Annotated in this window: 27 protein-coding genes; 17 read left to right on the forward strand and 10 right to left on the reverse strand. The window is 64.1% G+C overall.

From position 1 onward, the window contains the following. Positions 1-154: 154 nt before the first annotated feature. Genes ACVOLL_RS19010 through ACVOLL_RS19035 form a run of 6 tightly spaced genes read right to left on the reverse strand, consistent with a single transcriptional unit; the run spans position 155 to position 6,023 of the window. Positions 155-487 (reverse strand): Na+/H+ antiporter subunit G, encoded by a 333-nt coding sequence (locus ACVOLL_RS19010; protein ID WP_481514316.1) that lies wholly within the window; start codon positions 485-487, stop codon positions 155-157. Further along, a complete protein-coding gene (locus ACVOLL_RS19015; protein ID WP_231732514.1) occupies positions 484-726 on the reverse strand; it encodes a K+/H+ antiporter subunit F in 243 nt (80 codons plus the stop codon). Before ACVOLL_RS19015 ends, ACVOLL_RS19010 begins: the two co-directional genes overlap by 4 nt. Before the next feature lie 38 nt (positions 727-764). Further along, complete coding sequence (locus ACVOLL_RS19020) at positions 765-1,271, reverse strand: Na+/H+ antiporter subunit E (protein ID WP_481514317.1); 507 nt, start codon at positions 1,269-1,271, stop codon at positions 765-767. Further along, positions 1,268-2,818, reverse strand: a complete 1,551-nt coding sequence (locus ACVOLL_RS19025; RefSeq protein WP_481514318.1) for a monovalent cation/H+ antiporter subunit D — start codon at positions 2,816-2,818, stop codon at positions 1,268-1,270. Before ACVOLL_RS19025 ends, ACVOLL_RS19020 begins: the two co-directional genes overlap by 4 nt. After that, entirely contained in the window at positions 2,815-3,195 is a 381-nt protein-coding gene (locus ACVOLL_RS19030; protein ID WP_481514319.1) for a Na+/H+ antiporter subunit C, read from the reverse strand. Before ACVOLL_RS19030 ends, ACVOLL_RS19025 begins: the two co-directional genes overlap by 4 nt. Beyond that, positions 3,195-6,023, reverse strand: coding sequence for a monovalent cation/H+ antiporter subunit A (locus ACVOLL_RS19035; RefSeq protein ID WP_481514320.1), 2,829 nt, complete (start codon positions 6,021-6,023; stop codon positions 3,195-3,197). The genes ACVOLL_RS19030 and ACVOLL_RS19035 overlap by 1 nt, the downstream gene beginning before the upstream one ends. Positions 6,024-6,402: 379 nt before the next feature. On the opposite strand from ACVOLL_RS19035, the gene ACVOLL_RS19040 reads away from it, so the two are divergent. Further along, positions 6,403-7,314: an NAD-dependent epimerase/dehydratase family protein gene (locus ACVOLL_RS19040; RefSeq protein WP_481514321.1), complete on the forward strand. Its 912-nt coding sequence runs from the start codon at positions 6,403-6,405 to the stop codon at positions 7,312-7,314. Positions 7,315-7,388: 74 nt separating this feature from the next. Here ACVOLL_RS19040 and ACVOLL_RS19045 read toward each other — a convergent pair whose 3' ends face one another. Further along, positions 7,389-7,862, reverse strand: a complete 474-nt coding sequence (locus tag ACVOLL_RS19045; RefSeq protein WP_481510112.1) for an Mpo1 family 2-hydroxy fatty acid dioxygenase — start codon at positions 7,860-7,862, stop codon at positions 7,389-7,391. A 94-nt stretch (positions 7,863-7,956) separates the two neighbouring features. Further along, positions 7,957-8,883 (reverse strand): phosphoribosylaminoimidazolesuccinocarboxamide synthase, encoded by a 927-nt coding sequence (locus tag ACVOLL_RS19050; protein ID WP_481510113.1) that lies wholly within the window; start codon positions 8,881-8,883, stop codon positions 7,957-7,959. Between the two features lie 165 nt (positions 8,884-9,048). Here ACVOLL_RS19050 and ACVOLL_RS19055 point away from each other — a divergent pair, with 165 nt between their 5' ends. From ACVOLL_RS19055 to ACVOLL_RS19125, 15 genes are all read left to right on the forward strand, one after another. Further along, positions 9,049-9,378, forward strand: coding sequence for a J domain-containing protein (locus ACVOLL_RS19055; RefSeq protein ID WP_481514322.1), 330 nt, complete (start codon positions 9,049-9,051; stop codon positions 9,376-9,378). A gap of 10 nt (positions 9,379-9,388) precedes the next feature. Then, positions 9,389-10,063, forward strand: a complete 675-nt coding sequence (gene rpe / locus ACVOLL_RS19060; protein ID WP_481514323.1) for a ribulose-phosphate 3-epimerase — start codon at positions 9,389-9,391, stop codon at positions 10,061-10,063. A 3-nt stretch (positions 10,064-10,066) separates the two neighbouring features. After that, the gene (locus ACVOLL_RS19065) at positions 10,067-10,558 is read left to right on the forward strand and encodes an N-acetyltransferase family protein (protein WP_481514324.1); all 492 of its coding nucleotides are present in this window, start codon (positions 10,067-10,069) and stop codon (positions 10,556-10,558) included. A 388-nt stretch (positions 10,559-10,946) separates the two neighbouring features. After that, positions 10,947-11,180 (forward strand): hypothetical protein, encoded by a 234-nt coding sequence (locus ACVOLL_RS19070; RefSeq protein ID WP_481514325.1) that lies wholly within the window; start codon positions 10,947-10,949, stop codon positions 11,178-11,180. Between the two features lie 145 nt (positions 11,181-11,325). Further along, a complete protein-coding gene (locus ACVOLL_RS19075; RefSeq protein WP_481514326.1) occupies positions 11,326-11,586 on the forward strand; it encodes a hypothetical protein in 261 nt (86 codons plus the stop codon). Positions 11,587-11,657: 71 nt separating this feature from the next. Beyond that, positions 11,658-12,338: a response regulator transcription factor gene (locus tag ACVOLL_RS19080; protein WP_481514327.1), complete on the forward strand. Its 681-nt coding sequence runs from the start codon at positions 11,658-11,660 to the stop codon at positions 12,336-12,338. After that, positions 12,338-13,702 carry a sensor histidine kinase gene (locus ACVOLL_RS19085; protein WP_481514328.1) on the forward strand — a complete coding sequence of 455 codons (1,365 nt, stop codon included), beginning with the start codon at positions 12,338-12,340 and terminating at the stop codon, positions 13,700-13,702. The genes ACVOLL_RS19080 and ACVOLL_RS19085 overlap by 1 nt, the downstream gene beginning before the upstream one ends. 226 nt (positions 13,703-13,928) lie before the next feature. Further along, positions 13,929-15,419, forward strand: coding sequence for an anthranilate synthase component I (gene trpE / locus ACVOLL_RS19090; RefSeq protein WP_481514329.1), 1,491 nt, complete (start codon positions 13,929-13,931; stop codon positions 15,417-15,419). A gap of 80 nt (positions 15,420-15,499) precedes the next feature. Continuing rightward, positions 15,500-16,279 carry an SIMPL domain-containing protein gene (locus ACVOLL_RS19095; RefSeq protein WP_481514330.1) on the forward strand — a complete coding sequence of 260 codons (780 nt, stop codon included), beginning with the start codon at positions 15,500-15,502 and terminating at the stop codon, positions 16,277-16,279. A gap of 10 nt (positions 16,280-16,289) precedes the next feature. Further along, positions 16,290-16,874, forward strand: coding sequence for an anthranilate synthase component II (locus tag ACVOLL_RS19100; RefSeq protein WP_481514331.1), 585 nt, complete (start codon positions 16,290-16,292; stop codon positions 16,872-16,874). After that, the gene (locus ACVOLL_RS19105; protein WP_481514332.1) at positions 16,868-17,518 is read left to right on the forward strand and encodes a LysE family translocator; all 651 of its coding nucleotides are present in this window, start codon (positions 16,868-16,870) and stop codon (positions 17,516-17,518) included. The genes ACVOLL_RS19100 and ACVOLL_RS19105 overlap by 7 nt, the downstream gene beginning before the upstream one ends. Beyond that, entirely contained in the window at positions 17,515-18,027 is a 513-nt protein-coding gene (locus tag ACVOLL_RS19110; protein WP_481514333.1) for a DUF1543 domain-containing protein, read from the forward strand. Before ACVOLL_RS19105 ends, ACVOLL_RS19110 begins: the two co-directional genes overlap by 4 nt. 14 nt (positions 18,028-18,041) lie before the next feature. Continuing rightward, positions 18,042-19,079 carry an anthranilate phosphoribosyltransferase gene (trpD, locus tag ACVOLL_RS19115; protein WP_481514334.1) on the forward strand — a complete coding sequence of 346 codons (1,038 nt, stop codon included), beginning with the start codon at positions 18,042-18,044 and terminating at the stop codon, positions 19,077-19,079. A gap of 52 nt (positions 19,080-19,131) precedes the next feature. Next, the gene (gene trpC, locus ACVOLL_RS19120; protein ID WP_481514335.1) at positions 19,132-19,926 is read left to right on the forward strand and encodes an indole-3-glycerol phosphate synthase TrpC; all 795 of its coding nucleotides are present in this window, start codon (positions 19,132-19,134) and stop codon (positions 19,924-19,926) included. Continuing rightward, the gene (locus ACVOLL_RS19125; protein WP_481514336.1) at positions 19,923-20,645 is read left to right on the forward strand and encodes a haloacid dehalogenase-like hydrolase; all 723 of its coding nucleotides are present in this window, start codon (positions 19,923-19,925) and stop codon (positions 20,643-20,645) included. The genes trpC and ACVOLL_RS19125 overlap by 4 nt, the downstream gene beginning before the upstream one ends. Positions 20,646-20,986: 341 nt before the next feature. Here the strand turns inward: ACVOLL_RS19125 and ACVOLL_RS19130 are convergent, their stop codons facing one another. Continuing rightward, a complete protein-coding gene (locus ACVOLL_RS19130) occupies positions 20,987-21,748 on the reverse strand; it encodes a sulfite exporter TauE/SafE family protein (protein WP_481514337.1) in 762 nt (253 codons plus the stop codon). A 722-nt stretch (positions 21,749-22,470) separates the two neighbouring features. Beyond that, positions 22,471-23,160, reverse strand: coding sequence for a cAMP-activated global transcriptional regulator CRP (gene crp / locus ACVOLL_RS19135; protein ID WP_481514338.1), 690 nt, complete (start codon positions 23,158-23,160; stop codon positions 22,471-22,473). A gap of 150 nt (positions 23,161-23,310) precedes the next feature. On the opposite strand from crp, the gene speD reads away from it, so the two are divergent. Continuing rightward, positions 23,311-24,105 carry an adenosylmethionine decarboxylase gene (gene speD, locus ACVOLL_RS19140; protein ID WP_481514339.1) on the forward strand — a complete coding sequence of 265 codons (795 nt, stop codon included), beginning with the start codon at positions 23,311-23,313 and terminating at the stop codon, positions 24,103-24,105. The last annotated feature ends 255 nt before the right edge of the window (positions 24,106-24,360 follow it).

The raw sequence follows: 24,360 nt of genomic DNA on the forward strand, positions 1-24,360 counted from the left end.
CCACCCCCCCCCCCCCGCCCGCGCGCCCCCCCGCCGCCCACCCCCCCCCCCCCGCCCCCCCCCCCCCCCCCCCCCCCCCGCCCGGGGCGCGCCGGGCCGCCCCCCCCCCCCCCCCCCCCCCCCCCCCCCCCCCCCACTACAGGTGGAGCCGTTGTTACGGCGATGTATCGTCTTTTGGCGGTTCCGGTCGGCTTTCCATCATCAGCGACAGTGCCGCCTTGGCCATCAGGTGGGCGCTGATCGGGGCGGTGATGAACAGGAATACGGTGATCAGCAGCTCGCGCGGCTGCGGGTCCTGGCCGAGGAAGATGTGGTACGCCACCGAGCACACCAGCACGCAGCCCACGCCCAGCGTGCTGGCCTTGGTTGGTGCGTGCAGGCGCTTGAAGAAATCGGAGAAACGCACCAGGCCGAGTGCGCCGACCAGGATGAAGAAGCAGCCAAAGGCCAGCAGTGCCGACAGCGCGATCTGCAGAAAGGTGATCATTCGACGATATCCCTGCGCAGCACGAATTTGCTCAGCACCACCGTGCTGCAGAAGCCGAGCATGGCGATGATCAGTGCGGCCTCGAAGTAGATGGCCGAGTCCAGGTACATGCCGAACAGCATCAGCTCGGCGATGGCGGTGACCGACAAGGTGTCCAGCGCCAGAATGCGGTCCGGCACGGTCGGTCCGCGCAGCAGCCGCCACAGTCCCAACAGCATGGCGATGCCGACCACGTGCATGCACACGATCAGCGTGGTTTCGAATATCTGATAACCGTTCACGGGAAGATCTCCATCAGCGGCGCTTCGTAGCGGCTCTTGATCTCGTTGATCAGGGCGTTGGCATCCTCAAGGTGCAGCACATGCACCAGCAGGTGGCGGCGGTCCTCGGACAATGCCGCCGACACCGTGCCCGGGGTCAGGGTGATGAAGCTGGTCAGTGCGGCGATGCCGTGGATGTTGGCAATATCCAGTGGCACCCAGATGAAGCCGGGCTTGAGCTTGTGCTCAGGTCCGAGCACCTGCGCGGCCACGCGCAGGTTGGAGACCAGGATGTCCCACAGCACTACTGCCAGCAGCTTGGGAATGGGTCGCAGCGAGCCCAGGCGGGCGAACTCACGGTCCAGGCGGGCGGCGAACAAGGGGATAACCACGCCCAGCAGCATGCCCAGCAGCAATTGGCCAAGGTCGAAACTGTCGGACATCACCATCCAGAAGGCGACCACGGTGATCGACAGGGCGGGTGAGGGGAAAACCCGCCGCAGCAGGGGGCGACGTTCGCTCATGGCTGCCTCACCTGCGGCGTGGTGCCGCGTACGTCATGCAGGTATTGGTCCGGTGCCAGCAACTGCGCGGCAATGGCATCGGTCTGGCTCATCAGCGGTGCGGCGAAAATGCTCATCAGCACCACATAGCCCAGCAACAGGCAGGTGGCGGCGGTTTCGAACGGCCGTGCTGGCGCGTCCACCGGTTCGGGGTCTGGGGTAGCGGCATCATCATCGCCGGGCACACGCCAGAACAGGCGAATGCCGGTGCGTGCCAGGCCCATGATCACCAGCAGGCTGCTGCCCAGCACCGCGCTCCAGACCACGGCGGTGTGTGCATCCGGCACCGCCGAGAGCAGTGCGGCCTTGGCCAGGAAGCCGGCCAGCGGCGGCAGGCCGGCCACGGCCACGGCACCAATCAGGAACAACAGCCCCGGCACGGTCCGGCTCGGCAGCACGGCGCTGAGTTCGTGTTCGCGGCGACGGTCGGCCTGCACGCGACGGCGCCGCATCAGGTCGGCGATCAGGAACAGCGCGGCCGCTGCGAAGGTGCTGTGCGGCAGGTAGTAGAGGCCGGCGGAGATGGTGCCGGCACTGCCGAGGGCGAAGGCGATGAACAAGGTCGCAGCTGATACGACAACCAGATAGGCAACCAGCACGCTCATGCGTGTGGCCGCCAGCGCACCCAGCGCGCCAACCACCAGCGTGGCGATACCGGCCCATAGCAGCCAGTCGCTGCCGTAGCCGCTCATCGCGCCGGCATCGGCATCGAACCACAGCGAGGTCACCCGCAGCACCGAGTACAGGCCAACCTTGGTCATGATCACGAACAGCGCCGCCACCGCGGCCGGTGCGCGTGCATAGGACTCAGGCAGCCACAGATACATCGGCAGCAGCGCCGCCTTGGAGCAGAACACCAGCAGCAGCAAGCCCAGAGCGGCCTTGGCCAGGCTCAGGTGCGAGGGCGGCAGCTCGGCGATGCGCTGGCCGATCTCGGCCATGTTCAAGGAACCCAGGGTGGCGTAGAGCATGCCCAGCGCGATCAGGAACAGGGTCGAGGCGGTGACGTTGAACACCACGTAATGCAGGCCGATGCGCATGCGCAGGCCACGTCCACCAGACAGCAGCAGGCCGTAGGAGGCGATCAGCATCACCTCGAAGAACACAAACAGATTGAAGATATCGCCGGTCAGGAAGGCACCATTGAGGCCGACCAGCTGGAACTGGAACAGCGCGTGGAAGTGCGGCGCGCGCCGGTCCCAGCCGGTGCAGGCGTACAACAGGCAGGCGATGGCCAGCAGCAGGGTGGTGAGCAGCATCCAACCCGCCAGGCCATCGGCAACCAGGGCGATACCCAGGCGGGCCGGCCAGTCACCGAGCAGGTAGGCCGAGATCTGACCCTGGCTGGTCTGTGCGAACAGTAATGCCACCGCCGCGGCCAGAGCGGCCATGCTCGCCCAGGCCACCGTGCGCTGCACCTTGGGGCCGTAGCGGCGGTGTTCGATGAACAAGGACAGTGCGGCGCCGAGCAGCGGAATCAGGATCGGCAGGATCACCAGATGATTCATGCGCCGCCCCCCGACTTGGCCGCTTGCTCAGCCGGCAGTTCGGGCTCGTGTGCATCCACGTGGTCGCTGTGGTTGTCGCTGCGGCTGCGCATCGCCAGCACGATGCTGACTGCGGTCATCGCAAACGCAATCACGATGGCGGTCAGTACCAGCGCCTGCGGCAGCGGGTCGGTGTAGTGGGTCAGGGTGGTGGCCACGCCGTCCTTGAGTACCGGTGCCTTGCCGATCACCGGCCGGCCCGCGCTGAAGATCAGCAGGTTGGTGGCGTAGGACAGGAAGGTCATGCCCAGGATCACGTCGAAGCTGCGTGCGCGCAGCAGCAGGTAGATGCCGATGCCGGCCAGTACGCCGATGGCGCTTGCCAGTGCCAGTTCCATCAGTGCATCTCCCCGGTGCGTGCCGAACGGCGGTGGATATCGATTTCGCCGTTGCGGGCACTACGGGTGCGCGAGGGCTTGATGGTGCCCATCATCGACAGGATCAGCATCACCCCGCCAAACACCACCAGGTAGACGCCGGTATCAAAGCCAATCGCACTGGCCAGCGGCACCGTGCCGATCAACGGCAGCTCCAGATCAAGGTGACCACTGGTCAGGAACGGCACACCGAACAGCATCGAAGCCACGCCGCTGAGCAGGGCGATCAACAGGCCCAGGCCGATGCAGCGGATGTAGTCGAAGCCGAAGCGCGATTCCACCGAGACGGTGCCCTGGATCACGTACTGGATCAGCAGCGGCACCGCCAGCACCAGACCGGCGATGAAGCCGCCGCCGGGCGCGTTGTGGCCGCGCAGGAACAGGAAGATAGATACCGTGAGGGTCAGCGGGAACATGATCTGGGCCAGATCGGCCGGCACCGGCAGCTTGATCGGCGGGCCCGGCATGATCTGCTCCGGTGCCATCCGTGAGTGTCGCAACATCGCGTGTACCACCAGCGCGGCGATGCCGAACACGGTGATCTCGCCGAAGGTATCGAAGCCGCGGAAGTCGACCAGGATCACGTTGACCACGTTGTGGCCGTAGGCCTCGGGCAGCGAGCGCAGCAGCATCTCGCCGGACATGGTGTTGGGCGGCAGCGTCATCAGCGAGTAGGCCAGTGCGGCGATGCCGCCACCGGCAACGATGGCAAGCAGCGCATCACGGCGCTTGCGCCAGCGCGAGTGCTCCGGCGGTGACTGCGTCGGCAGATAGTTCATGCCCAGCAGCATCAGTGCCAGCGTCACCATTTCCACCATCAGCTGGGTCAGGGCTAGATCCGGGGCGGAAAGGAATACGAAGGTCAGCGCCACCATCAAGCCGGTGCCGCCCATCACGATCACCGCCAGCAGACGCTGCTGGTACAGGAACAGCCCGGCAAACGCGCAGGCCAGCATCACCAGCCACAGCGTCCAGCCCAGCAAGGGCATGGACTGCGGGGCCGGCCACAGCGGCATCACCGGATTGGCGATGTAAGGTGCGGCGGCAACGATCACCGCCACCAGCACCAGCGCAAACAGCATGCGCTGCAGGCTGCCATTTGCAAGCGCGGTGGTGACGCGGTGGGCGAAGCCGAACAAAACGTCCAGGCCACGATGGAACAGATGCTTGCCGGTCGGGCGGTTACGCGCGGCATACAGGTCGGTGAAGCGACGCAGGCCGAAGTACAGCGCGACACCGCCGATCACGCCAATCGCGCTCATCGCCAGCGGCAGGTTGAAGCCATGCCAGACCGACAAGCTGTATTCAGGCATGGCGGTACCGAGGATGGACGCCGCGGCGGTGTGCAGCACTGGTGCGATGGTCAGCGCCGGAGCGATACCGACGGCCAGGCAGATCACCACCAGCACTTCCACCGGCACCTTCATCCAGCGCGGCGGCTCATGCGGCACCACATCGATGTCGACCGGGCCCTTGCCGAAGAAGGTGTCGTGGACGAAGCGCAGGCTGTAGGCCACGCCGAAAATACCAGCCAGCAGGGCGGCAGCGCTCATCGCCCGCCGCATCCAGTCCGGGCCCTGTGTGGTCAGCGCCTCGGCGAACAGCATTTCCTTGGACAGGAAGCCATTGAGCAGTGGGATGCCGGCCATGGCCAGCGAGGCGACGATGGCCAGCGCACTGGTGATCGGCATCAGCTTGCGCAGGCCACCGAGCCGGCGCATGTCGCGGGTGCCGGTTTCGTGGTCAATGATGCCGGCGGCCATGAACAGCGAGGCCTTGAAGGTGGCGTGGTTGAGGATGTGGAACACGCCGGCCACCACTGCCATCGGTGTGGACAGCCCGAACAGCAGGGTGATCAGGCCCAGGTGCGAGATCGTCGAATAGGCCAGCAGGCCTTTGAGATCGTGCTGGAAGATCGCATTCCAGGCGCCGATCAGCAGGGTCAGCGCACCAATGCCGCTGACCACGTAGAAGAACAGCTCGGTGCCGGCCAGCGCCGGATGCAGGCGCGCGAGCAGGAACACGCCAGCCTTCACCATCGTCGCCGAGTGCAGGTAAGCCGACACCGGAGTCGGCGCGGCCATCGCCTGCGGTAGCCAGAAATGGAACGGGAACTGGGCGCTCTTGGTGAAGATGCCGGCCAGCACCAGCAGCAGTGCCCACGGATACAAGGCGCTGGCGCGGATCAGATCGCCCGAGGCCAGCACCACGTCCAGGTCGAAGCTGCCGACGATGCGGCCGATCAGCAGCACGCCGGCCAGCAGCGCCAGACCGCCGCCGCCGGTGACGATCAAGGCCATGCGTGCGCCCTCGCGGGCGTCCTTGCGGTGCGACCAGAAGCCGATCAGCAGGAACGAGCTGATGCTGGTCAGCTCCCAGAACACCATCAGCAGCAACAGGTTGCCGGCCAGCACCATGCCCAGCATCGCGCCCATGAACAGCAGCAGGTAGCTGTAGAAGCGCCGCGCGCTGTCCTTGGCTGACAGGTAGTAGTGCGCATACAGCACCACCAAGGCGCCGATGCCGAGCACCAGCCCGGTGAACATCCAGGCCAGCCCGTCCAGACGCAGGCTGAAGTCCAGGCCGATCTGCGGCAGCCATTGCCAGCTGTTGCGGACGATCTCGCCGTCGAGTACGGCCGGGCTGACGCTGCCGAGCAGGGCCAGGCCCAGTACTGGCGCAGCGGCTGCCAGGCATGCGGCTGCGCCACGTGACAGGCGGCCTATCAGGGCGATGGCCGCTGCCAGCAGAAAGGGCAGCGCAAGCAGCAGCAACAGGACTGGCGTCATGTAGGGCGCGGTTCAGAAAGGGGTTTTGCAGTCTAACAGGCGATTTTTTCGATCCGCGACTTTTTCTGAATGATCCGTTCGGGTTAGATCGCTCGAGCCAGTGCTGCCAATGGCTGCGGGCGGAAAACGTGAAGGCGGCGTGTCGTGGCGGGTTGCCTGGGCCCCTTCCGGTGCGGTGCAGCAGCCTGGCAGTTTGTGGGAACGGCGTGAGCCGCGAAGCGGGCACATCATCAGATGGCACAAGATGCCAAGGGCTTCAGCAACATCAGCTTCGCCGCTTACGCCGCTCCCGCAACCGCCGCTCCCGCAATTCCCACAAAGCGGCGCTCAATCCCGGTGGCGACTGCGGAATCTGGGTGCTTCGCCTATCCTTCTACACATGGAGAACGACATTCGCAGTGCAGCGGGCGGTAACCGCGCGCTGGTATTTGGTGGCAGTGGTCAGATCGGCGAGCGTCTGTTGGCGAACCTGGTTGCGGCGGGCTGGCAGGTAACAGCAGTGACGCGGAAGCAGCGTGAGCCCATGCCCGGGGTGGCGTGGCAGCTCGGCGATCTGTCCAGCACCCACCTGGCGGACCAGCCAATGGATGCGGTTTTTAGCTGTGGTCCGCTGGACCACTTCGCGCGCTGGTATGCAGCATCGAGCATCGATGCACCGCGGGTGGTCGCGTTTGGCTCGACCAGCGTGGATGTGAAACAGGATTCGTCCGAACCGGCCGAGCGCGATGTCGCGCGCCGCCTGCGCGAAGCCGAGCGTGTGTTGTTCGACAGCGCTGCGGCGCGGAAGGTGTCTGCGACCGTGCTGCGGCCAACCCTGGTTTACGGCGCCGCCAGCGACAAGACCCTCACCAAGATCGCGGCCCTGGCCACCCGCACCGGCTTCTTTGCGTTGCCGGCCAATGCCAATGGCCTGCGCCAACCGGTGCATGTGCAGGATCTGGCCGATGCGGCGATGCAGGTGCTGACGCGCCCAGCCACTGCAGGTCAGGCCTATGCCTTGGGTGGTGGTGAAGTGCTGGGCTATGCCGAGATGGTGCGACGGATGCTGGCTTGCTTGCCTGCGCGGCCACGCCTGCTGCGCGTGCCTGTGCCGTTGTTCAAACTGGCTTTGCGGCTGGCCCATGCTGGTGGTCGCCTGCAAGGCATGAATGCAGCGGCATTGGCGCGGATGACCGAACCTTTGGCATTCGATATCGAGCCGGCGCGGCGTGATTTCGGCTACGCGCCGCGTGCATTCGTCACCGAGGCGGCGATGTTCAGTGCGCCGCCGGAAACTGCGGCGCAGGCATAGCCTGTTGGCAGGGATGCGTGTTCATGCGTGGCGCGCGGTAAAAGCAGGGAAGGCAGCGGATGTATCCGCTGCGCTCAGTAATGCCAGCCGAACTGCCGGAACAGCTTGGACAGCACCCAGATCGGGCCGATCAGCAGATAGGTCAGATCGGTGAGGAAGCTGGGGCGGCGGCCTTCGATCTTGTGGCCGATGAACTGCGCAATCCACGCCACTACGAATACGCCGATGGCGATGTACAGCAGCATCTGGATGCCGAGCCGGTCTTCCAGTAGCCGGCAGATGCAGCCGAACACGAAGAAAATGATCAGCATGCCGATGCCCAGCGGCCGCGACAGGCGGTTGTAATAGGCCCAGGTGCCAAACATGGCGAATGCCGCCCAGATGCCATGCTGGAACCACGGCACCAGCGGTGGAATGCACCACAGCATGGCAATCACCGACCACAGGATCGCGGGCACCGCGAACACGTGGATGGCCTGATTGGTGTGGTTGACGTGATCGCCAGAGTAGCTGGCGAAGTAACGATCCACAGGACGCGCAATACTCATTCCAGCTCCCTCCCGGGTTGACTGGCAGAGCATAGCGCGGCTTCCCTACGGATGCGCACGGTGGACGTGCGCATCCGTGACGGGCACAGCAGGATCAGTCGACGCTGATGCCGGCCAGCTTGTCCAGCGCTTCGGCGTACTTGGCGCGGGTACGTTCGATCACCTCGGCCGGCAGCGCCGGGCCCGGGGCGGTCTTGTCCCAGTCCAGCGTTTCCAGGTAGTCGCGTACGAACTGCTTGTCGTAGCTGGGCGGGCTGATGCCCACCTGGTACTCGTCGGCCGGCCAGTAACGCGAGGAATCCGGGGTCAGCATCTCGTCCATGATGTACAGACGGCCATCGGCGTCGGTACCAAACTCGAACTTGGTGTCGGCCAGCAGGATGCCGCGCTCGGCCGCGTACTCGGCGGCGAACTGGTAGATGCGCAGGGTGGCATCGCGGACCTTCTCGGCCATGTCCGCGCCTACCGCCTTGACCATCGCGTCGAAGTCGATGTTCTCATCGTGGTCGCCCACCGCCGCCTTGGTGGACGGGGTGAAGATGGCTTCGGGCAGCTTTTCAGCCTGCTGCAGGCCATCGGGCAGGGCGATGCCGCTGATCTTGCCGGTGCGCTGGTAGTCCTTCCAGCCGCTGCCGATCACGTAGCCGCGGGCAATGGCTTCCACCGGCACCGGCTTGAGCTTCTTGGTCACCACCGCACGCTTGGCGTACAGAGCCGGGTCCACGCCTTCGGGCAGCACGCTGGCCACGTCGATGCCGGTCAGGTGGTTGGGCATCAGGTGCGCGGTCTTGGCGAACCAGAAGTTGGACACCTGGCAGAGCATCTCGCCCTTGCCCGGGATCGGGTCGGGCAGCACCACGTCGAACGCCGACAGGCGATCGGTGGCGACCATCAACAGGTATTCGCCCGGGGGTGTTCCGGCTGGCAGACGTTCGCGCGGGATATCAAACACATCACGCACCTTGCCGCGATGGCGCAAGGGCAGGCCGGGAAGATCGGATTGCAACAGCGTGGTCGGCACGGGCACTCCTGGGACTTGGCAATGAATGCCGCCGGCTTGGAGGACCCGGGTCTGGAGGACCCGCTGGGCCCGCGGCTGGTCGGCGGGCGGCCTAGTGTACGGCCGGATCGGGCCGCTGTGGCATAAAATGCACGTCTTGATTGTCCACAGGCCATTCACCCACCCATGCGCTGGTACGGAAAACTGTTCGGCTTCATCGCCGGGGCCCTGCTTTTCAGGCCCAACCCCTTGTTTGGCGGGATAATTGGCCTGTTGCTGGGGCATGCCTTCGACAACGACTGGTTCAAGCTGGGCAAGGACCTGCCGTACCGCGAACTGGGGGTCACCCGTGATGCCACCGACGCCGAGATCGACCTGGCCTACCGCCGCCTGATGTCCCAGTACCACCCCGACAAAGTGGCCGGCGCCGCCCCCGAGCTGCGTGCCCAGGCCGATAAGAAGGCCCGGCAGATCAACGCCGCCTACGACCGCATCAAATCCCTGCGTAAACGCTGAAGGTCCTGCCATGTCCAACTGCATCATTGCCCCGTCCATTCTCTCGGCCAATTTCGCCAAGCTCGGCGAGGAGGTCGACAACGTGTTGGCCGCTGGCGCCGACTGGGTCCACTTCGACGTGATGGACAACCACTACGTGCCCAACCTGACCATCGGCCCGATGGTCTGCCAGGCACTGCGCAAGCACGGTGTCACCGCGCCGATCGACGTACACCTGATGGTCGAGCCGGTCGACCGCATCGTGCCGGACTTCGCCGAGGCTGGCGCCAGCATCATCAGCTTCCACCCGGAAGCCAGCCGCCACGTGCACCGCACCATCCAGCTGATCAAGTCGCATGGCTGCAAGGCCGGCCTGGTGCTGAACCCGGCGACGCCGGTCGAAGTGCTGGACTGGGTGCTGGAAGACCTGGACCTGGTGCTGCTGATGTCGGTCAACCCGGGCTTCGGAGGCCAGGCCTTCATTCCCTCGACGTTGGACAAGCTGCGTGCAGTGCGGGCAATGATCGACAAGCTCGGCAAGCCGGTGATGCTGGAAGTGGACGGCGGCGTCAAGGCCGACAACATCGGTGAGATTGCTGCTGCCGGTGCCGATGCCTTCGTTGCCGGTTCGGCCATTTTCAATGCGCCCAACTACGCTGAGATGATCAGCAAAATGCGTGGCAATGTCGCTGCGGCGCGAGGCTGAGTGATGCGCACGGCTGAAGTGCAGATTCGTCCGGCGGTTGCCGATGACGCAGGCCTGATCCTGCACTTCATCCGCGAGCTGGCCATTTACGAGAAGGCCGAGTCATCGGTGCAGACCGACGAGGCTGGCATTCGCGCCAGCCTGTTTTCCGCCGATGCCAAGGCGCAGGCCTTGATCTGCGAACGCGATGGTCAGGCGATTGGTTACGCGGTATTTTTCTACAACTATTCGACTTGGCTGGGCCGCAACGGCATCTACCTGGAAGACCTGTACGTAAGTCCGGAAGCGCGTGGCAGCGGTGCAGGCAAGGCCTTGCTGCAGCACATCGCCAGGCTGGCGGTGGAGCAGGGCTGCGGTCGCTTCGAATGGTCGGTGCTGGATTGGAATACGCCGGCGATCGAGTTCTACAAAGCTGCCGGTGCAACAGCGCAGGACGAATGGACCGTGTATCGCCTGCAAGGCGAAGCGCTGCAGAAATTCGCCAAAGGCGGCTGAACTGTAGTGCCGAGCCATGCTCGGCAGAGGCCCTACCAGTAAAGCCCCAGCCGAGCATGGCTCGGCTCTACAGGTGAAGCAAAAAAAAGCCGCAACGTTGCCGTTGCGGCCGGGGAATCATCGGAGGCTGATCCTGCCTCCATCCGTCGTCCTTGCTATGGACTTTCATTCTCCGGATCGACAATGACGACTTCATGACGGGCCGCCACCAGCCGACGCTGGTGGCACTCCTGTTTGCCGCAGGGGCATCGTCGGCAACATTACAAAGAGTTCATGCAGCGGCCATCTCCAGGATAGGCGGGCGGGCGCAATCTGACCCCGATGGCGAAACACAACGCCATCCAGAATCCTCGTCATCGTCGTTACAGCCAGCTCAAGGACCACTCTCATGAAGATCTCCGCCATTCTCCTGGCCGTTGGCCTGTCGCTCGGCGCAGGCGCCGCGTTCGCCGCCCAGACCACCGCTCCGGCCGCTGCTCCTGCTCCCGCCCACGCAATGGCCAGCAGCACACAGCCGGCTGCCCATCACGCCGCCAAGAAGCACCACGGCAAGAAGCATCACCACAGTGCTGCGAAGCAGGCCGTAGCTGCACCGGCCGCAACTGGCGCCGGCAGCCGCTGATCGCGGCTGGACGTGCCGGTCAACATTCCGGGGCGTCGCTTTAGTGAAAAGGCCCCGTCAATGACGGGGCCTTTTCCTGTGCGCGCCTGGCAGGAGCGCTCCGTCGGCGGGTAGTGCTCAGGATCCAGCATGTCGGGGGTGTGTCGTGAAGATGATCCTTGCCATTTTGTTGGTCGGCGCGTTGTGCGCGGTGGGTCTGCTGGCGGCGGCGCCGTTGCCGACTCCGCCGTTGTCCACTTCAGTGGGGGCGGTATCGCCGCCGCATCCCGCCGCAGCCGCCAAGGAAACCCAGGTCGTCCGTCGTTGCCTCAAGCGCAGCGCGCTCGGCCGATGTGAGCGCTGGTCGCTGCCGTCGAGGCGTCCGCTGGTGGACGCGGCCACCTCGCCGCGACCGCGCAAGCCCTGATCGAAGGCAATGCATGCAGCTCGCATGCATGCACCGCGCTATTCTCGGAACAGTTCGGACGGAGTGTGGGTATGCGGATACTGGTGGTCGAGGACGATGCGCAGATCGCCAGCTTCCTGGTCAAGGGGCTGAAGGAAGAGGGGCACGCCGTGGACAGCGTGGCCGATGGCCGGCAGGGCTTGTTCATGGCCACCACCGAGGCCTATGCGGTGATCGTGCTGGACCGCATGCTGCCGGTGATTGATGGCATGACCGTGCTGCGCACCCTGCGCGGTGCCGGCAACACGGTGCCGGTATTGATGCTGACCGCCCTGGGTGAGGTGGAGCATCGGGTCGAAGGCCTGCGCGCTGGTGCCGATGACTACCTGGTCAAGCCCTTCGCCTATTCCGAGTTCAGTGCGCGTCTGGAAAGCCTGCTGCGCCGTGGCGGCAATGCCGCGGCGGCGGCCGAAGCCACCCGCCTGCGGGTGGAAGACATGGAGCTGGACCTGCTCAAGCGCAGCGCCAGCCGCGCTGGCCGCAGCATTGAACTGTTGCCGCGCGAATTCCGTCTGCTGGAATACCTGATGCGGCAGAGTGGCCGGGTGGTGACGCGGACCATGCTGCTGGAGGCGGTGTGGGACTATCACTTCGATCCACAGACCAATGTGATCGATGTGCATATCAGTCGCCTGCGGCAGAAGATCGATCATGGTCATTCCATTCCCTTGCTGCATACCGTGCGTGGCGCCGGCTACCGGCTGGGCAACTGATGCGCCTGCTGCGTTCCACCACTTCACGGCTGGCACTGTCGGTATCGGTAGCGTTTCTGCTGGCGTGCATGCTGCTGGGTACCGGCATCTATCTGGCGGTTTCCACCTTGCTGGAGCGCGACGCGCACGAACTCGTGCGTGCCGACGGTGCCGGCCTGCGCGATATCTATCGTCACGCCGGTTACGACCGTCTGCGTGAAGAGATACAAACGCGCATCGACATGCCCGAGGATCCGGACGCGCTGTACATGCTGCTGGCTGCCGATGGCAGCGTGGTCGCCGGTTCCTTGCAGGCGGTACCTGGTTGGAAGCCGCAGCAGCGTTGGCTGGAGTTTGTTGACGAGGAGGCTGACGATGACCCGCGGGTGGTGGCCTACCAGCAGCAGTTGGATAACGGTGGCTACCTGATCACCGGCCTGCGCATGCGCTCGGAGGATGGCTTTCTTCGGCTCATCCTGCATTCGGCCTTGGCCGCATTGCTGGTCGCAGCGTTGATGGGCGCGATTGTCGGGCGCTGGACATCGCGCTGGGTTGCGCGTCGCCTGGCCAGTCTGGACCGCACCGCCGAGCGGGTTGCCAATGGCGAGATGGAACTGCGCGCGCATAGCGACGGCAGCGGCGATGCGTTTGATCGGGTCGCCTTGCGTTTCAACGGCATGCTCGATCGCATCCAGGAACTGCTGGATGGCGTGCGTCACGCCACCGACCACATCGCCCATGATCTGCGTACGCCATTGAGCCGTTTGCGCGGACGCCTGGAGACGATGCGCGCCACGCCAGCGATCGCAGCTTCGCCGCAGGCCTTGGCCGAGTTGGATGCGGGTCTGACCGAAACCGATACCTTGTTGCAGTCGTTTGCGGCCTTGCTGCGGCTGGCGCGTATCGAAGCGCAGGCGCCGCCGCAGGGCGAGGGTGCGCAGTTGCTCGACCTGCAGGCGCTGGCGACCGATGCCATCGAGTTGTATGCGCCAATAGCCGCCGAGTGCGGTCTGCATATCGTGCCGCAGCTTGTGCCGGTCGCTGTTCCCGGCGATGCGGATCAACTGTTCCAGTTGCTGATCAATCTGCTGGACAACGCCATCAAGTACGCACCGGCCGGCACCGCCATAACCGTCACGGTAGGCCGGGAACAGGGGCTGGCCTTGCTGCAGGTCGACGACCAGGGGCCGGGTATCCCGGCTCAGGAGCGGCAGCGGGTGTTTGATCGCTTCGAGCGCCTGCAGGCCGACCGCGGCACCCCCGGTACTGGCCTGGGATTGAGCCTGGTGCGGGCGGTGGTGCACCGGCACCGTGGCAGTGTCACCCTGGATGACTGCGGCCCCGGTTTGCGGGTGCGCGTGCTGCTGCCTGCCGTGGAAAACTGAACAGCCACGGTTTAGGCCATTCCAGCGCCTGGACGCTGCACACGGTTGCCACTGCAAGCAAATCCGCTGCGCTGCAACCGCACAATCGGCGCCGACATGCGGTAAAGTTGCCCGGTGCCCATTTTGACGACCAAGCGTTCCCTTTCTTCCGCTCGCCGCTGGTGGCGATGGTGGCCCGTTGCCGTCGTCCGTACCGCCATCGTCGATTCCCGGAAGGAAAGCCGTCTTGATCACGCAAGAGCAGTTCCAGCAGCTGGCCGCTGAAGGCCACAGCGCACACTCGCATAATTTCGTACCCGTCGTCCGCGAAGTGCTGTCCGACCTGGACACGCCGCTTTCGGTCTATCTGAAGCTAGCCGACGGCCCGTATACCTACCTGTTTGAATCGGTCGAAGGCGGCGAACGCTTCGGGCGCTATTCCATCATCGGCATGCCCGCACGCCGCATCTACAGCTTCCGCGGCCATACGCTGGAAGTCAGCGAGCTGGGCGAAGTCGTCGAGCGCCGCGAAGTAGCCGATCCGCTGGCCGAGGTCGAAGTGCTGCGCAAGCAGTACTCGGTGCCGCAGCTGGAAGGCCTGCCGGGCTTCACCGGCGGTCTGGTCGGCTGGTTCGGCTTCGAGTGCATCCAGTACATCGAGCCGCACCTGGGCGCGGGCGACAAGCCTGACGAACTCGGCACGCCCGACATCCTGCTGATGCTGTCCGAAGAGCTGGCGGTGTTCGACAACCTCAAGGGCCGCCTGTACCTGATCGTGCACGCTGATCCGGCGCAGCCGCAGGCCTGGGCGCGCGCGAACCGTCGCCTCGATGAGCTGGCACACCGGCTGCGTCAGGGCGGTGCCGGTTACCCGCAGTCGCAGGTCTCCGATGCCATCGACGAGCAGGATTTCCAGTCCTCGTTCACCCGCGAGGAATACCACGCAGTGGTACGCAAGGCGCAGGATTACGTGCGTGCCGGGGATATTTTCCAAGTAGTCCCGAGCCAGCGCCTGCGCGTTCCGTTCCGTGCGCGACCGATCGACGTGTACCGCGCGCTGCGCGCGTTGAACCCATCGCCGTACATGTATTTCATCGATGTTGGCGGCACCCAGGTGGTTGGCTCCTCGCCGGAAATCCTGGCGCGTCTGCGCGATGGCATCGTCACCGTGCGCCCGATCGCCGGCACCCGTCCGCGCGGTGCCACGCCGGAGCTGGACAAGGCTTTGGAAGTCGAGCTGTTGGCCGACCCCAAGGAGCGTGCCGAGCATGTGATGCTGATCGACCTCGGCCGCAATGACGTGGGCCGCGTCGCTGAACCGGGCACGGTCAAGGTGGGCGAGCAGTTCGTGATCGAGCGCTACAGCCACGTCATGCATATCGTCAGCGAAGTCACTGGCACCTTGAAGGCTGGGCTGAGCTATAGCGATGTGATGCGCGCGACCTTCCCGGCCGGCACCGTCAGCGGTGCGCCGAAGATCCGTGCGCTGGAGATCATCCGCGAGCTGGAACCGGTCAAGCGCAATGTCTATTCCGGCGCGGTCGGCTATATCGGCTGGAATGGCGATGCTGATACCGCCATCGCCATCCGCACCGCGGTGATCCAGGACGGTTACCTGTACGTGCAGGCCGGCGGCGGCGTGGTCTACGACTCCGATCCCGATGCCGAATGGCAGGAAACCATGAACAAGGGCCGCGCGCTGTTCCGCGCGGTGGCGCAGGCAGCGAAGGGCTTGTGATCGCGTCCCTGCCTTTAGTAACGCACTACAGACTGATGGGTCATTGACGTTTGGACCTCCAAAACAAAGGAATTGTTTCGATGAAAATTCTGATCTGGCGATTCTTGGCGCTGCTCATGTTTGCAGTTCCCACTACAGCTTTGGCACAGGTAAATGGGCTTCCTTCCCAGCCTCACCTGTTGGTGAAGGGGCAGGCCAAGCGGGAGGTATCACCTGATCAGTTTGGAATCAGTGTTGCGTTGAGTTCGATTGACAGTAGCCCGGGAATCGCGCGAAAACGTGCTGAAGACAATGCTGCGCAGATACTGTCCGCATTCAGAAGGCATCATGCGCTGCAGGGAAGCGTTGAAGCTTCATCGCTTAACATCGTGCCGGAGTACGGCGTCGATGGAGGCAAGCGAGTCTTCAAAGGCACGCGCGTGTCCAGGAGATTGTCAGCGAAGTTCGGCTCTCTGGATGATCTGCGCCAGCTTCTAGCGGAAACAAGGCCCAGCGAAGAAGTTCTCGTATCCGGTATCACCACGGCATTCAGTGGTGAAGCAAAGGTGCGTGCCGAGCTCAAGGCTGCAGCTGCCGAGCAGACGCGTGGAACAGCCAAGCATTTGGCCGACGCCTACGGCGTACGCTTGGGAGACATATACACGATTTCGGAAGTCGCCCCGAGTTTTGCTTATGGCATCCAGGCGGGTAGCTGGCCAAATGTCGTGAATGGGCCACAACTACCGGCCCCGCCAGCCGTCCCGGTCGATATTGAAACTTCAGCACCACAATCCTTGGAGCGTGCTTTGGCCGAGTCGCTCGAAGCCGGAAGCATCACGCTTTCCGAAAACGTCTACGCGATCTTCCTGATCGCCCAATGAGTTCCTGACCATGCTGTTGATGATCGACAACTACGACAGCTTCACCTTCAACCTCGTGCAATACCTGCAGATGCTGGGTGCCGAAGTAAAGGTGGTGCGCAATGACGCGATGAGCGTCGCCGAAATCGCCGCGCTGCAGCCTTCGCACATCGTGGTATCGCCCGGCCCGAAGACGCCGAACGAAGCCGGGGTGTCGCTGGAGGTGATCCGCCAGCTAGGCCCGACCATTCCGCTGTTCGGTGTGTGCCTGGGCCATCAGGCCATCGGTCAGGTGTATGGCGGCGACGTGATCCGCGCAAGCAACATCATGCATGGCAAGGTCTCGCCGATCCGCCATGAAGGCAAGGGCGTGTTCGCCGGCCTGCCGGACCGCTACGAGGCCACCCGCTACCACTCGCTGGTGGTGGACAAGAACACCTTGCCAGCGGCGCTGGAAATCACCGCCTGGACCGAGAACCCGGACGGTTCGATGGAAGAGATCATGGGCCTGCGTCACCGCGAGTATCCGGTCGAGGGCGTGCAGTTCCATCCAGAGTCCATCCTCACCCAGCACGGCCACGCGCTGATGAAGAACTTCCTGGACCGCACATGTTGATCGAGCCGAGCCAGTTGCTGCTGTTCATGCTGGCCGGCTGGTTGCTCAACCTGACGCCGGGCCCGGATGTGCTGTACATCATCAGCCGCTCGTTGCGCGGTGGACGTCGTGCAGGATTCGCCGCGATCGCCGGCATCAGCGCCGGTTGCCTGGTGCATGTGGCGCTGGCTTCGCTGGGCCTGGGCATGCTGCTGGCGACCTCGGCTACCTTGTTCACGGTGATCAAGTGGATCGGTGCGGCCTATTTGTTGTGGGTGGGCGTGCGCCTGCTGCGCAATACCGGTGAGTCGACCTTGCAGGCGGATATTGCCGCCAGCAGTGGCAGCGCTGGTTCGTGGTGGCAGGTATTCGCCGGTGGCTTCCTGACCAATGTGCTGAACCCGAAGGTGGTGCTGTTCTTCCTGGCCTTCCTGCCGCAGTTCATCGCGCCGTCGGTGCAGAACAAGCCGCTGGCATTCGCACTGTTGGGGCTGATCTTCATGGTCAACGCGCTGCCGGTAAATGCCGCTTACGTGCTGGCAGCGGATCGCGTGCGCAGCAGCCGCTGGGCTGCGCGTGGCATGCAGTGGCTGGACAAGCTGGCCGGCGTGCTGTTCATTGGCTTCGGCCTGCGTCTGGCACTTACCGCGAGGCCGACGCCGTGAGCCTGGAAGATTTTCGCCTGTTCGTGGTGATGCTCGGTGGGCGCCATGCGCGTGCCAATACCGAAGTGCATGACGTGGTGTTCGCGGTTGGTCCGACTATCGAACAGACCTATCCGCAGCTGCGCCAGCAATGGTTTGGCGAGGCTGCAGGCTTGCACCTGGATTCGTGGATGACGGTCGATGGCGTCCAGGACTGGCAGGTGCGCATCTGCGATGACGCGCCTGCGGCCGACGCGCCGACGCTGTACTTCGTCAACCTCGGCGGTTATGTCGAAGGCGAATTCGGCGAAGCACATCGTTATCTGCTGGTGGTTGCTGCCGATGCAGTCGAAGCCAAGCGCAAGGCGCTGGCGCAGGCTGAGGCGCAGTGGATCAAGCCGCACCGCGATGCCCTGCTGGAAGTGGACAGCTGCCTGCCGGTGGGTCCCATCGGCGGCCTGCACGTGCAGTTGCGCCGTGGCGCACACGCCGGCATCCACAACCAAAGCGACTGCATCGTTATTTCCTGATTTCTGGAGTTGTCATGACCATCACCGCGCAGGAAGCCCTGCAACGCACCATCGAACACCGCGAGATCTTCTTCGACGAGATGGTCGATCTGATGCGGCAGATCATGCGTGGCGAAATTTCGCCGACCATGACCTCGGCCATCCTCACCGGCCTGCGCGTGAAGAAGGAAACCGTTGGCGAGATCGCCGGTGCCGCCACGGTGATGCGCGAGTTCGCGCGCCCGGTGCAGGTTGCTGACAAGACCCATCTGGTCGACATCGTCGGCACCGGTGGCGATGGCTCGCATACCTTCAACATCTCCACCTGTTCGATGTTCGTGGTCGCCGCAGCCGGCGCCAAGGTCGCCAAGCACGGCAACCGCAGTGTGTCGTCCAAGTCTGGCAGCGCGGACGCGGTGGAAGCGCTGGGTGCGGTGATCGAGCTGCAGCCCGAGCAGGTCGCACAAGCCATCGAGCAGACCGGCATCGGCTTCATGTTCGCGCCCATGCACCACCCGGCAATGAAGGTAGTCGCGCCGGTACGCCGCGAGATGGGCGTGCGCACCATCTTCAACATCCTCGGCCCGCTGACCAATCCGGTTGGTGCCACCAATATCCTGATGGGCGTGTTCCACCCCGACCTGGTCGGTATCCAGGCACGCGTGCTGCGCGAGTTGGGCGCGGAGCGTGCGCTGGTGGTGTGGGGCCGCGACAACATGGACGAGATCTCGCTCGGCGCCGGCACCCTGGTTGGCGAGCTGCGTGACGGCAAGGTGCGCGAGTATGAGATTCATCCGGAAGATTTCGGCATCGCCATGTCGGCCAGCCGCAACCTCAAGGTGGAAAACCCGGAAGAGTCCATCGCCATGCTGCGCGCGGTGCTGGACAACCAGCCGGGCCCGGCCAACGATATCGTCGCCCTCAACGCCGGCGCCGCGCTGTATGTGGCCGGTGTGGCCGACAGCATCGCCGATGGCCTGGCCCGTGCCCGCGCGGTGATTGCCGATGGCAGCGCCCGCGCGCGCATGCAGCAGTACGTCGAGGCCAGCCGCGTGCTGGCCGGCAATCCCTGATAATCCCCCAATCAACCGCGTCAGCAACGCCCGTCTTCCAGGAAGCAGATCCATGAGCGACATCCTCAACACCATCCTCGCCCGCAAAGTGCAGGAGGTAGCCGAGCGCAGCGTCAACGTGCCGCTGGCCGAGTTGAAGGCGCGCCTGGCCGATGCCTCGCCGGTGCGCGGCTTTGCCAATGCGCTGAACGCGGCCATCGCCAATGGCGACCCGGCGGTGATTGCCGAGGTCAAGAAGGCCAGTCCGTCCAAGGGCGTGATCCGCCCGGATTTCCACCCGGCCGACATCGCGGTGAGCTACGAGCTGGGCGGCGCCAGCTGCCTGTCGGTGCTGACCGACGTGGACTTCTTCCAGGGCGCCGATCTGTACCTGCGCCAGGCCCGCGAGGCCTGCACGTTGCCGGTGCTGCGCAAGGACTTCGTCATCGACCCCTACCAGGTCTACGAAGCACGCGTGCTCGGTGCCGACTGCATCCTGCTGATCGTCTCGGCGCTGGACGACCGCCAGCTGGCCGAGTTGTCCGACCTGGCGATGCAGCTGGGCATGGACGTGCTGGTCGAAGTGCACGACATCGATGAGCTGGAGCGCGCCATCCAGGTGCCGGTACCGCTGGTCGGCATCAACAACCGCAACCTTCGCACCTTCGAAGTCTCGCTGGACACGACGTTGGAGATGCGCAACGCGGTGCCGCGCGACCGTTTGCTGGTCACCGAGAGCGGCATCATGGGCCCGGCCGACGTCAAGCTGATGCGCGACGCCGGGGTCAATGCCTTCCTGGTCGGTGAGACCTTCATGCGCGTCGAAGAGCCGGGCGAGGGCCTGCGTCAGCTATTCTTCCCGGCATGACTGATCCCTACCCGAGCCCGCGTGACGACGCGCAACTGGTCGTCTTCGACTTCGATCACACCCTGTACGACGGCGATTCCGGCAGCCATCTGTTCGCCTGGCTGATCAAGCGCAATCCGCTGCGGCTGCTGGTGGCCATCCTTGCCACGCCGCTGCTGGGGCCGTTGGTGGCGATGCTGCCGACGCGTCGATTTGGTATTTCCGGCTATGTCTGGATTGCGACGTTTGGCCTGCACCAGGCGCGTGAGTTCAACAAGGTGATCGACCAGTACGTGCTCAAGCACGAGGACGAGATCCGCCAGCATCTGCTGCCGCATGCCTTGCAGGTGTTCGCCGCGCACCGGCGTGCTGGCGACCGGGTGATCGTGGCCACCGGCGCACCGCCGGAGCTGGCCCGCGCGATTCTGGCCTTTGTGGCAGAGCAGGGTGTGCCGGTAATCGGCAGCGAGGTGGGTCCGCGACTGGGCGCGATGGGCGCCACCCGCCACTGCCACAACGAAGAAAAGATGCGCATGCTGCGCGAGCGTGGCTACGGTGATATCGCCATCGCCTACTCGGACAGCACCGCCGACCTGCCGCTGCTGAAAGCCGCCAAGGCCCCGGTAGTGGTGAACCCCAAGCACTCGCGGGTGGAGTATTTCGGCAAGGTATTGCCGGCCGGTACCCCGATCCTCAACTGGGGTTGCCCGGGGCGCGGCGGCAAGCCGCTGCCCAAGTAATCCAAAGCGGAGCCGGCATCGAGGCCTGCCTGGCCGACATCCTTCTCCCGCCTGCGGGAGAAGGTGCCCGAAGAGCCTGCCCCCGCGAAGGCGGGGGGCGGATGAGGGGAGCTTTTGACGCACCAGCAGAGCCTGCCGAAGCCGACATCCCTTCTCCCGTTTACGGGAGAAGGTGCCCGAAGGGCGGATGAGGGGGCTTTTGATCTGCGCCTTGAATAGCTGGTGCCCGCGAAGGCAGGGTCGATGAATGGAGCTTTTGAGTTCTAAGCTAGATCAAAAGCTGCCCTCACCCCAACCCCTCTCCCGCAGGCGGGAGAGGGGCTCTCACAAGCAACATCGCCTCAAGCCCCCCGCAGCTTCACCACCGCCATTCCAATCTGGAACAGGCTGATCGACAGCACCAGCACGCCGACGGCGATCAGCACCCAGCGCTCCTTGACCCGCTTGACCAGCAGTGCCGCCACCGGCGCGGCCATCATTCCGCCGACCAGCAGGCCGGCAACGATGGACAGGTGCTGCAGGCCCATCGACAGCAGGAAGGTCGCCGAGATCGACAGGGTGACCACGAACTCGGCCGCGTTGACCGAGCCAATCGTGGTGCGCGCCTGGCCGCCACGGGCCAGCAGGGTGGACGTGGCCACCGGCCCCCAGCCACCGCCACCGGTGGCGTCCAGCAACCCGGCGAAGAAGCCCAGTACTGGCACCCGCTTCACTTCCTGCTTGGCCATGAACCTACCGGCCGCGCGGGCCAGGATGAAGATCGCCAATACCAGCAGGTAGAGGTAGATGAACGGGCGTACGACATCGCCAGGCAGCTGGGTCAGCACATAGGCACCGATGGCCCCGCCGATGGCGCCGGGTATCGCCAGGCGAAAGAACAGGCGCTTATCCACATTGCCGGCTACCAAGTGCGAGACCCCGGAGGCACCGGTGGTGAACACCTCGGCGGTATGGATGCTGGCGCTGACCGCCGCGGGTGGCAGCCCCATGCTCAGCAGCACCGAGGACGAGATAAGCCCGAACGCCATGCCCAGCGCGCCATCCACCAGCTGCGCGCCCAGGCCGATCAGGATGAACCAGTAAAATTCATTGCCAAATTCCATGCCCCAAGCCTGCGGGCAGGGGCAGGGCAGGTCAAGGAAAGCTACATCGGTAAGTAATGGTTTGGGTTGAATCCTGACCGATATAAGCGCCGAACTGCCATCATTTCGCGGCTATGTCTGCGAAATGGCCGAGTGCAGAAATGATCGGAATGACAGTCTGTGCGCGGCATCGAGCCGTTGCGAGAACCAGCAATTCGCAAGGCTGAATGAGATTTTAGGCGCTGACAGGCATCACACTTCAACGATGTCGCCTGGCCGGCGTAACGCCCGCAGGAAGCCGGCGAAGATCGCATCAATTGGCGGGGCTGGGGATGTAGCCGCCAACGCACCAAGAACCCCGGGTGCATGTCCGCTTTCCCGGGCTGCCAGAGCGCAGGCAAAGGGCTTTCCCGAGGTAAACCAGATCAGGGAGCCCCCTTTAGTAAAGGGGGCGCGCCGACAGGCGCGGGGAATTGGGGGGGGGCGGGGAGCTGGGGCCCATGGTTTGCAAAGCAAACCATGGGGGTAGCACCCGCTGAGCGGGCCATGCACCAAGAGCCACGGGTGTGCGCCGCCTTCCCGGCTGCCAGAGCGCAGGCAAAGGGCTTTCCCGAGGTAAATCAGATCAGGGAGCCCCCTTTAGTAAAGGGGGCGCGCCGACAGGCGAGGGGAATTGGTGGGCGGGGAGCTGGGGCCCATGGTTTGCAAAGCAAACCATGGGGGTAACACCCGCTGAGCGGGTGCTACCGCGTCCCGTAAAGAACCACCGTCTTGCCGCGGGCATGCAGCAGGCCGTCGACCTGCAGCTTCTTCAGCACGCGGCCGGCCATTTCCCGTGAACAGCCGACCAATCGGGCGATTTCCTGGCGGGAGACGCGCAGCTGGGTGCCCTGGGGGTGGCTCATCGACTCCGGTTCCTTGGACAGATCGTGCAGGGTGCGGATGATGCGGTCGGTCACGTCCAGGAAGGCCAGGCGGCTTGCCTTGCGGCTGGTATGCAACAGGCGCCGGGAGATCTGCGAGCCAATGGCGTACAGCAGCTTGGGCGCATCTACCGACAGCGGGCCCAGGAACAGCTGGTGGAGGCGCTCGTAGCTGATCTCGGCCAGCTCGCAGGGGGTGCGGGTGCGCAGGATGACTTCGCGCTTGTCCGACTCGATGAACAGGCCCATCTCGCCGACAAACTCGCCGGCACCGAAGTAGCCCAGTACCAGTTCACGGTCATCGTCTTCCTCGGCAATGATGCTGACCGAGCCGCTGATCACGTAGTACATGGTCCCGGCAGGGTCACCCGGACGGAACACATCGGTCCGCGCCGGGTAGCGGCGGCGGTGGCTATGGGCCAGAAAGCGGTCGATGGTCGCAATGTCCAGCGCCAGCGGGCTGGAGGCAAGACGCACGTTTGACGCGGTGGTGGCGTTACCTGGGCTCATGATGGCGTTCACAGTTTGGATGAACTTGCTTAATGGGCAAGCTTAACGACGCTGAGCATAAGGGGCAAACGGGCATAAAGGTTCAAGTATCACAGCGACCCACTTTGCCCCATACTTCCGCCTTTCCCACCATCTACAGGATCGACCGCCGTGGTCAAGCCGTTGCCTCGCCTGAGGTTGCAAGGATTCAACAACCTCACCAAGGCCTTGAGCTTCAACATTTATGACGTCTGTTATGCGCGTACCGAAGAGGAGCGCCAGCGTTATATCGAGTACATCGACGAGGAATACAACGCCGATCGACTCACGCAGATCCTCACCGATGTGGCAGAAATCATCGGTGCGAACATCCTGAACATTGCGCGTCAGGATTACGACCCCCAGGGTGCCTCGGTCACAATTCTCATTTCCGAGGAGCCGGTGATCGACAAGAAGCAGGCCGGCAAGGAGTTGATCTCCGACGCCGTGGTCGCGCACATGGACAAGTCGCACATCACTGTGCACACCTATCCGGAAACGCACCCGCAGGAGGGTATTGCTACCTTCCGCGCCGATATCGACGTGGCAACCTGTGGCGTGATTTCGCCGTTGAAGGCGCTGAACTACCTGATCGAGAGTCTGGAATCAGACATCGTGATCATGGACTACCGCGTGCGTGGCTTCACCCGTGACATCAAGGGCAAGAAGCACTACATCGATCACAAGATCAACTCGATCCAGAACTTCCTGGCCAAGAACATCAAGTCGCGTTACGAGATGTTCGACGTCAATGTCTATCAGGAAAATATCTTCCATACGAAGATGCACCTGCAGGACTTTGACCTGGACAAGTACCTGTTCGAAGAGAAGGCCAAGAACCTGTCGTTCAAGGAACGCATGAAGATCGAAGCGCTGCTGCGCCGCGAGATCGAAGAGCTGTTCCACGGTCGCAATCTGGCCGAATAAGCACGACCTGCGCAGGGCCGGTACGCCGGTTTTGCGCAAAAACAGGCGGGACAGCCCGCCCTGCACCTGCTGCAGACGTTTGCCGACGGCGGCCCGGTGTGAATGCACCGGGCCGCCGTCTTTTTGTAAATGTAGTGCCGAGCCATGCTCGGCAGGGGCCTTATGCACAGATCCAGCCCCTGTAGAGCCGCGCCATGCTAGCCCGGGACTCGAACCATACGGGCCCCGCCCCCGACCGCGAGGGCGGACAGGAGG

The sequence above is a fragment of the Stenotrophomonas sp. STEN035 genome (genome assembly GCF_056759935.1).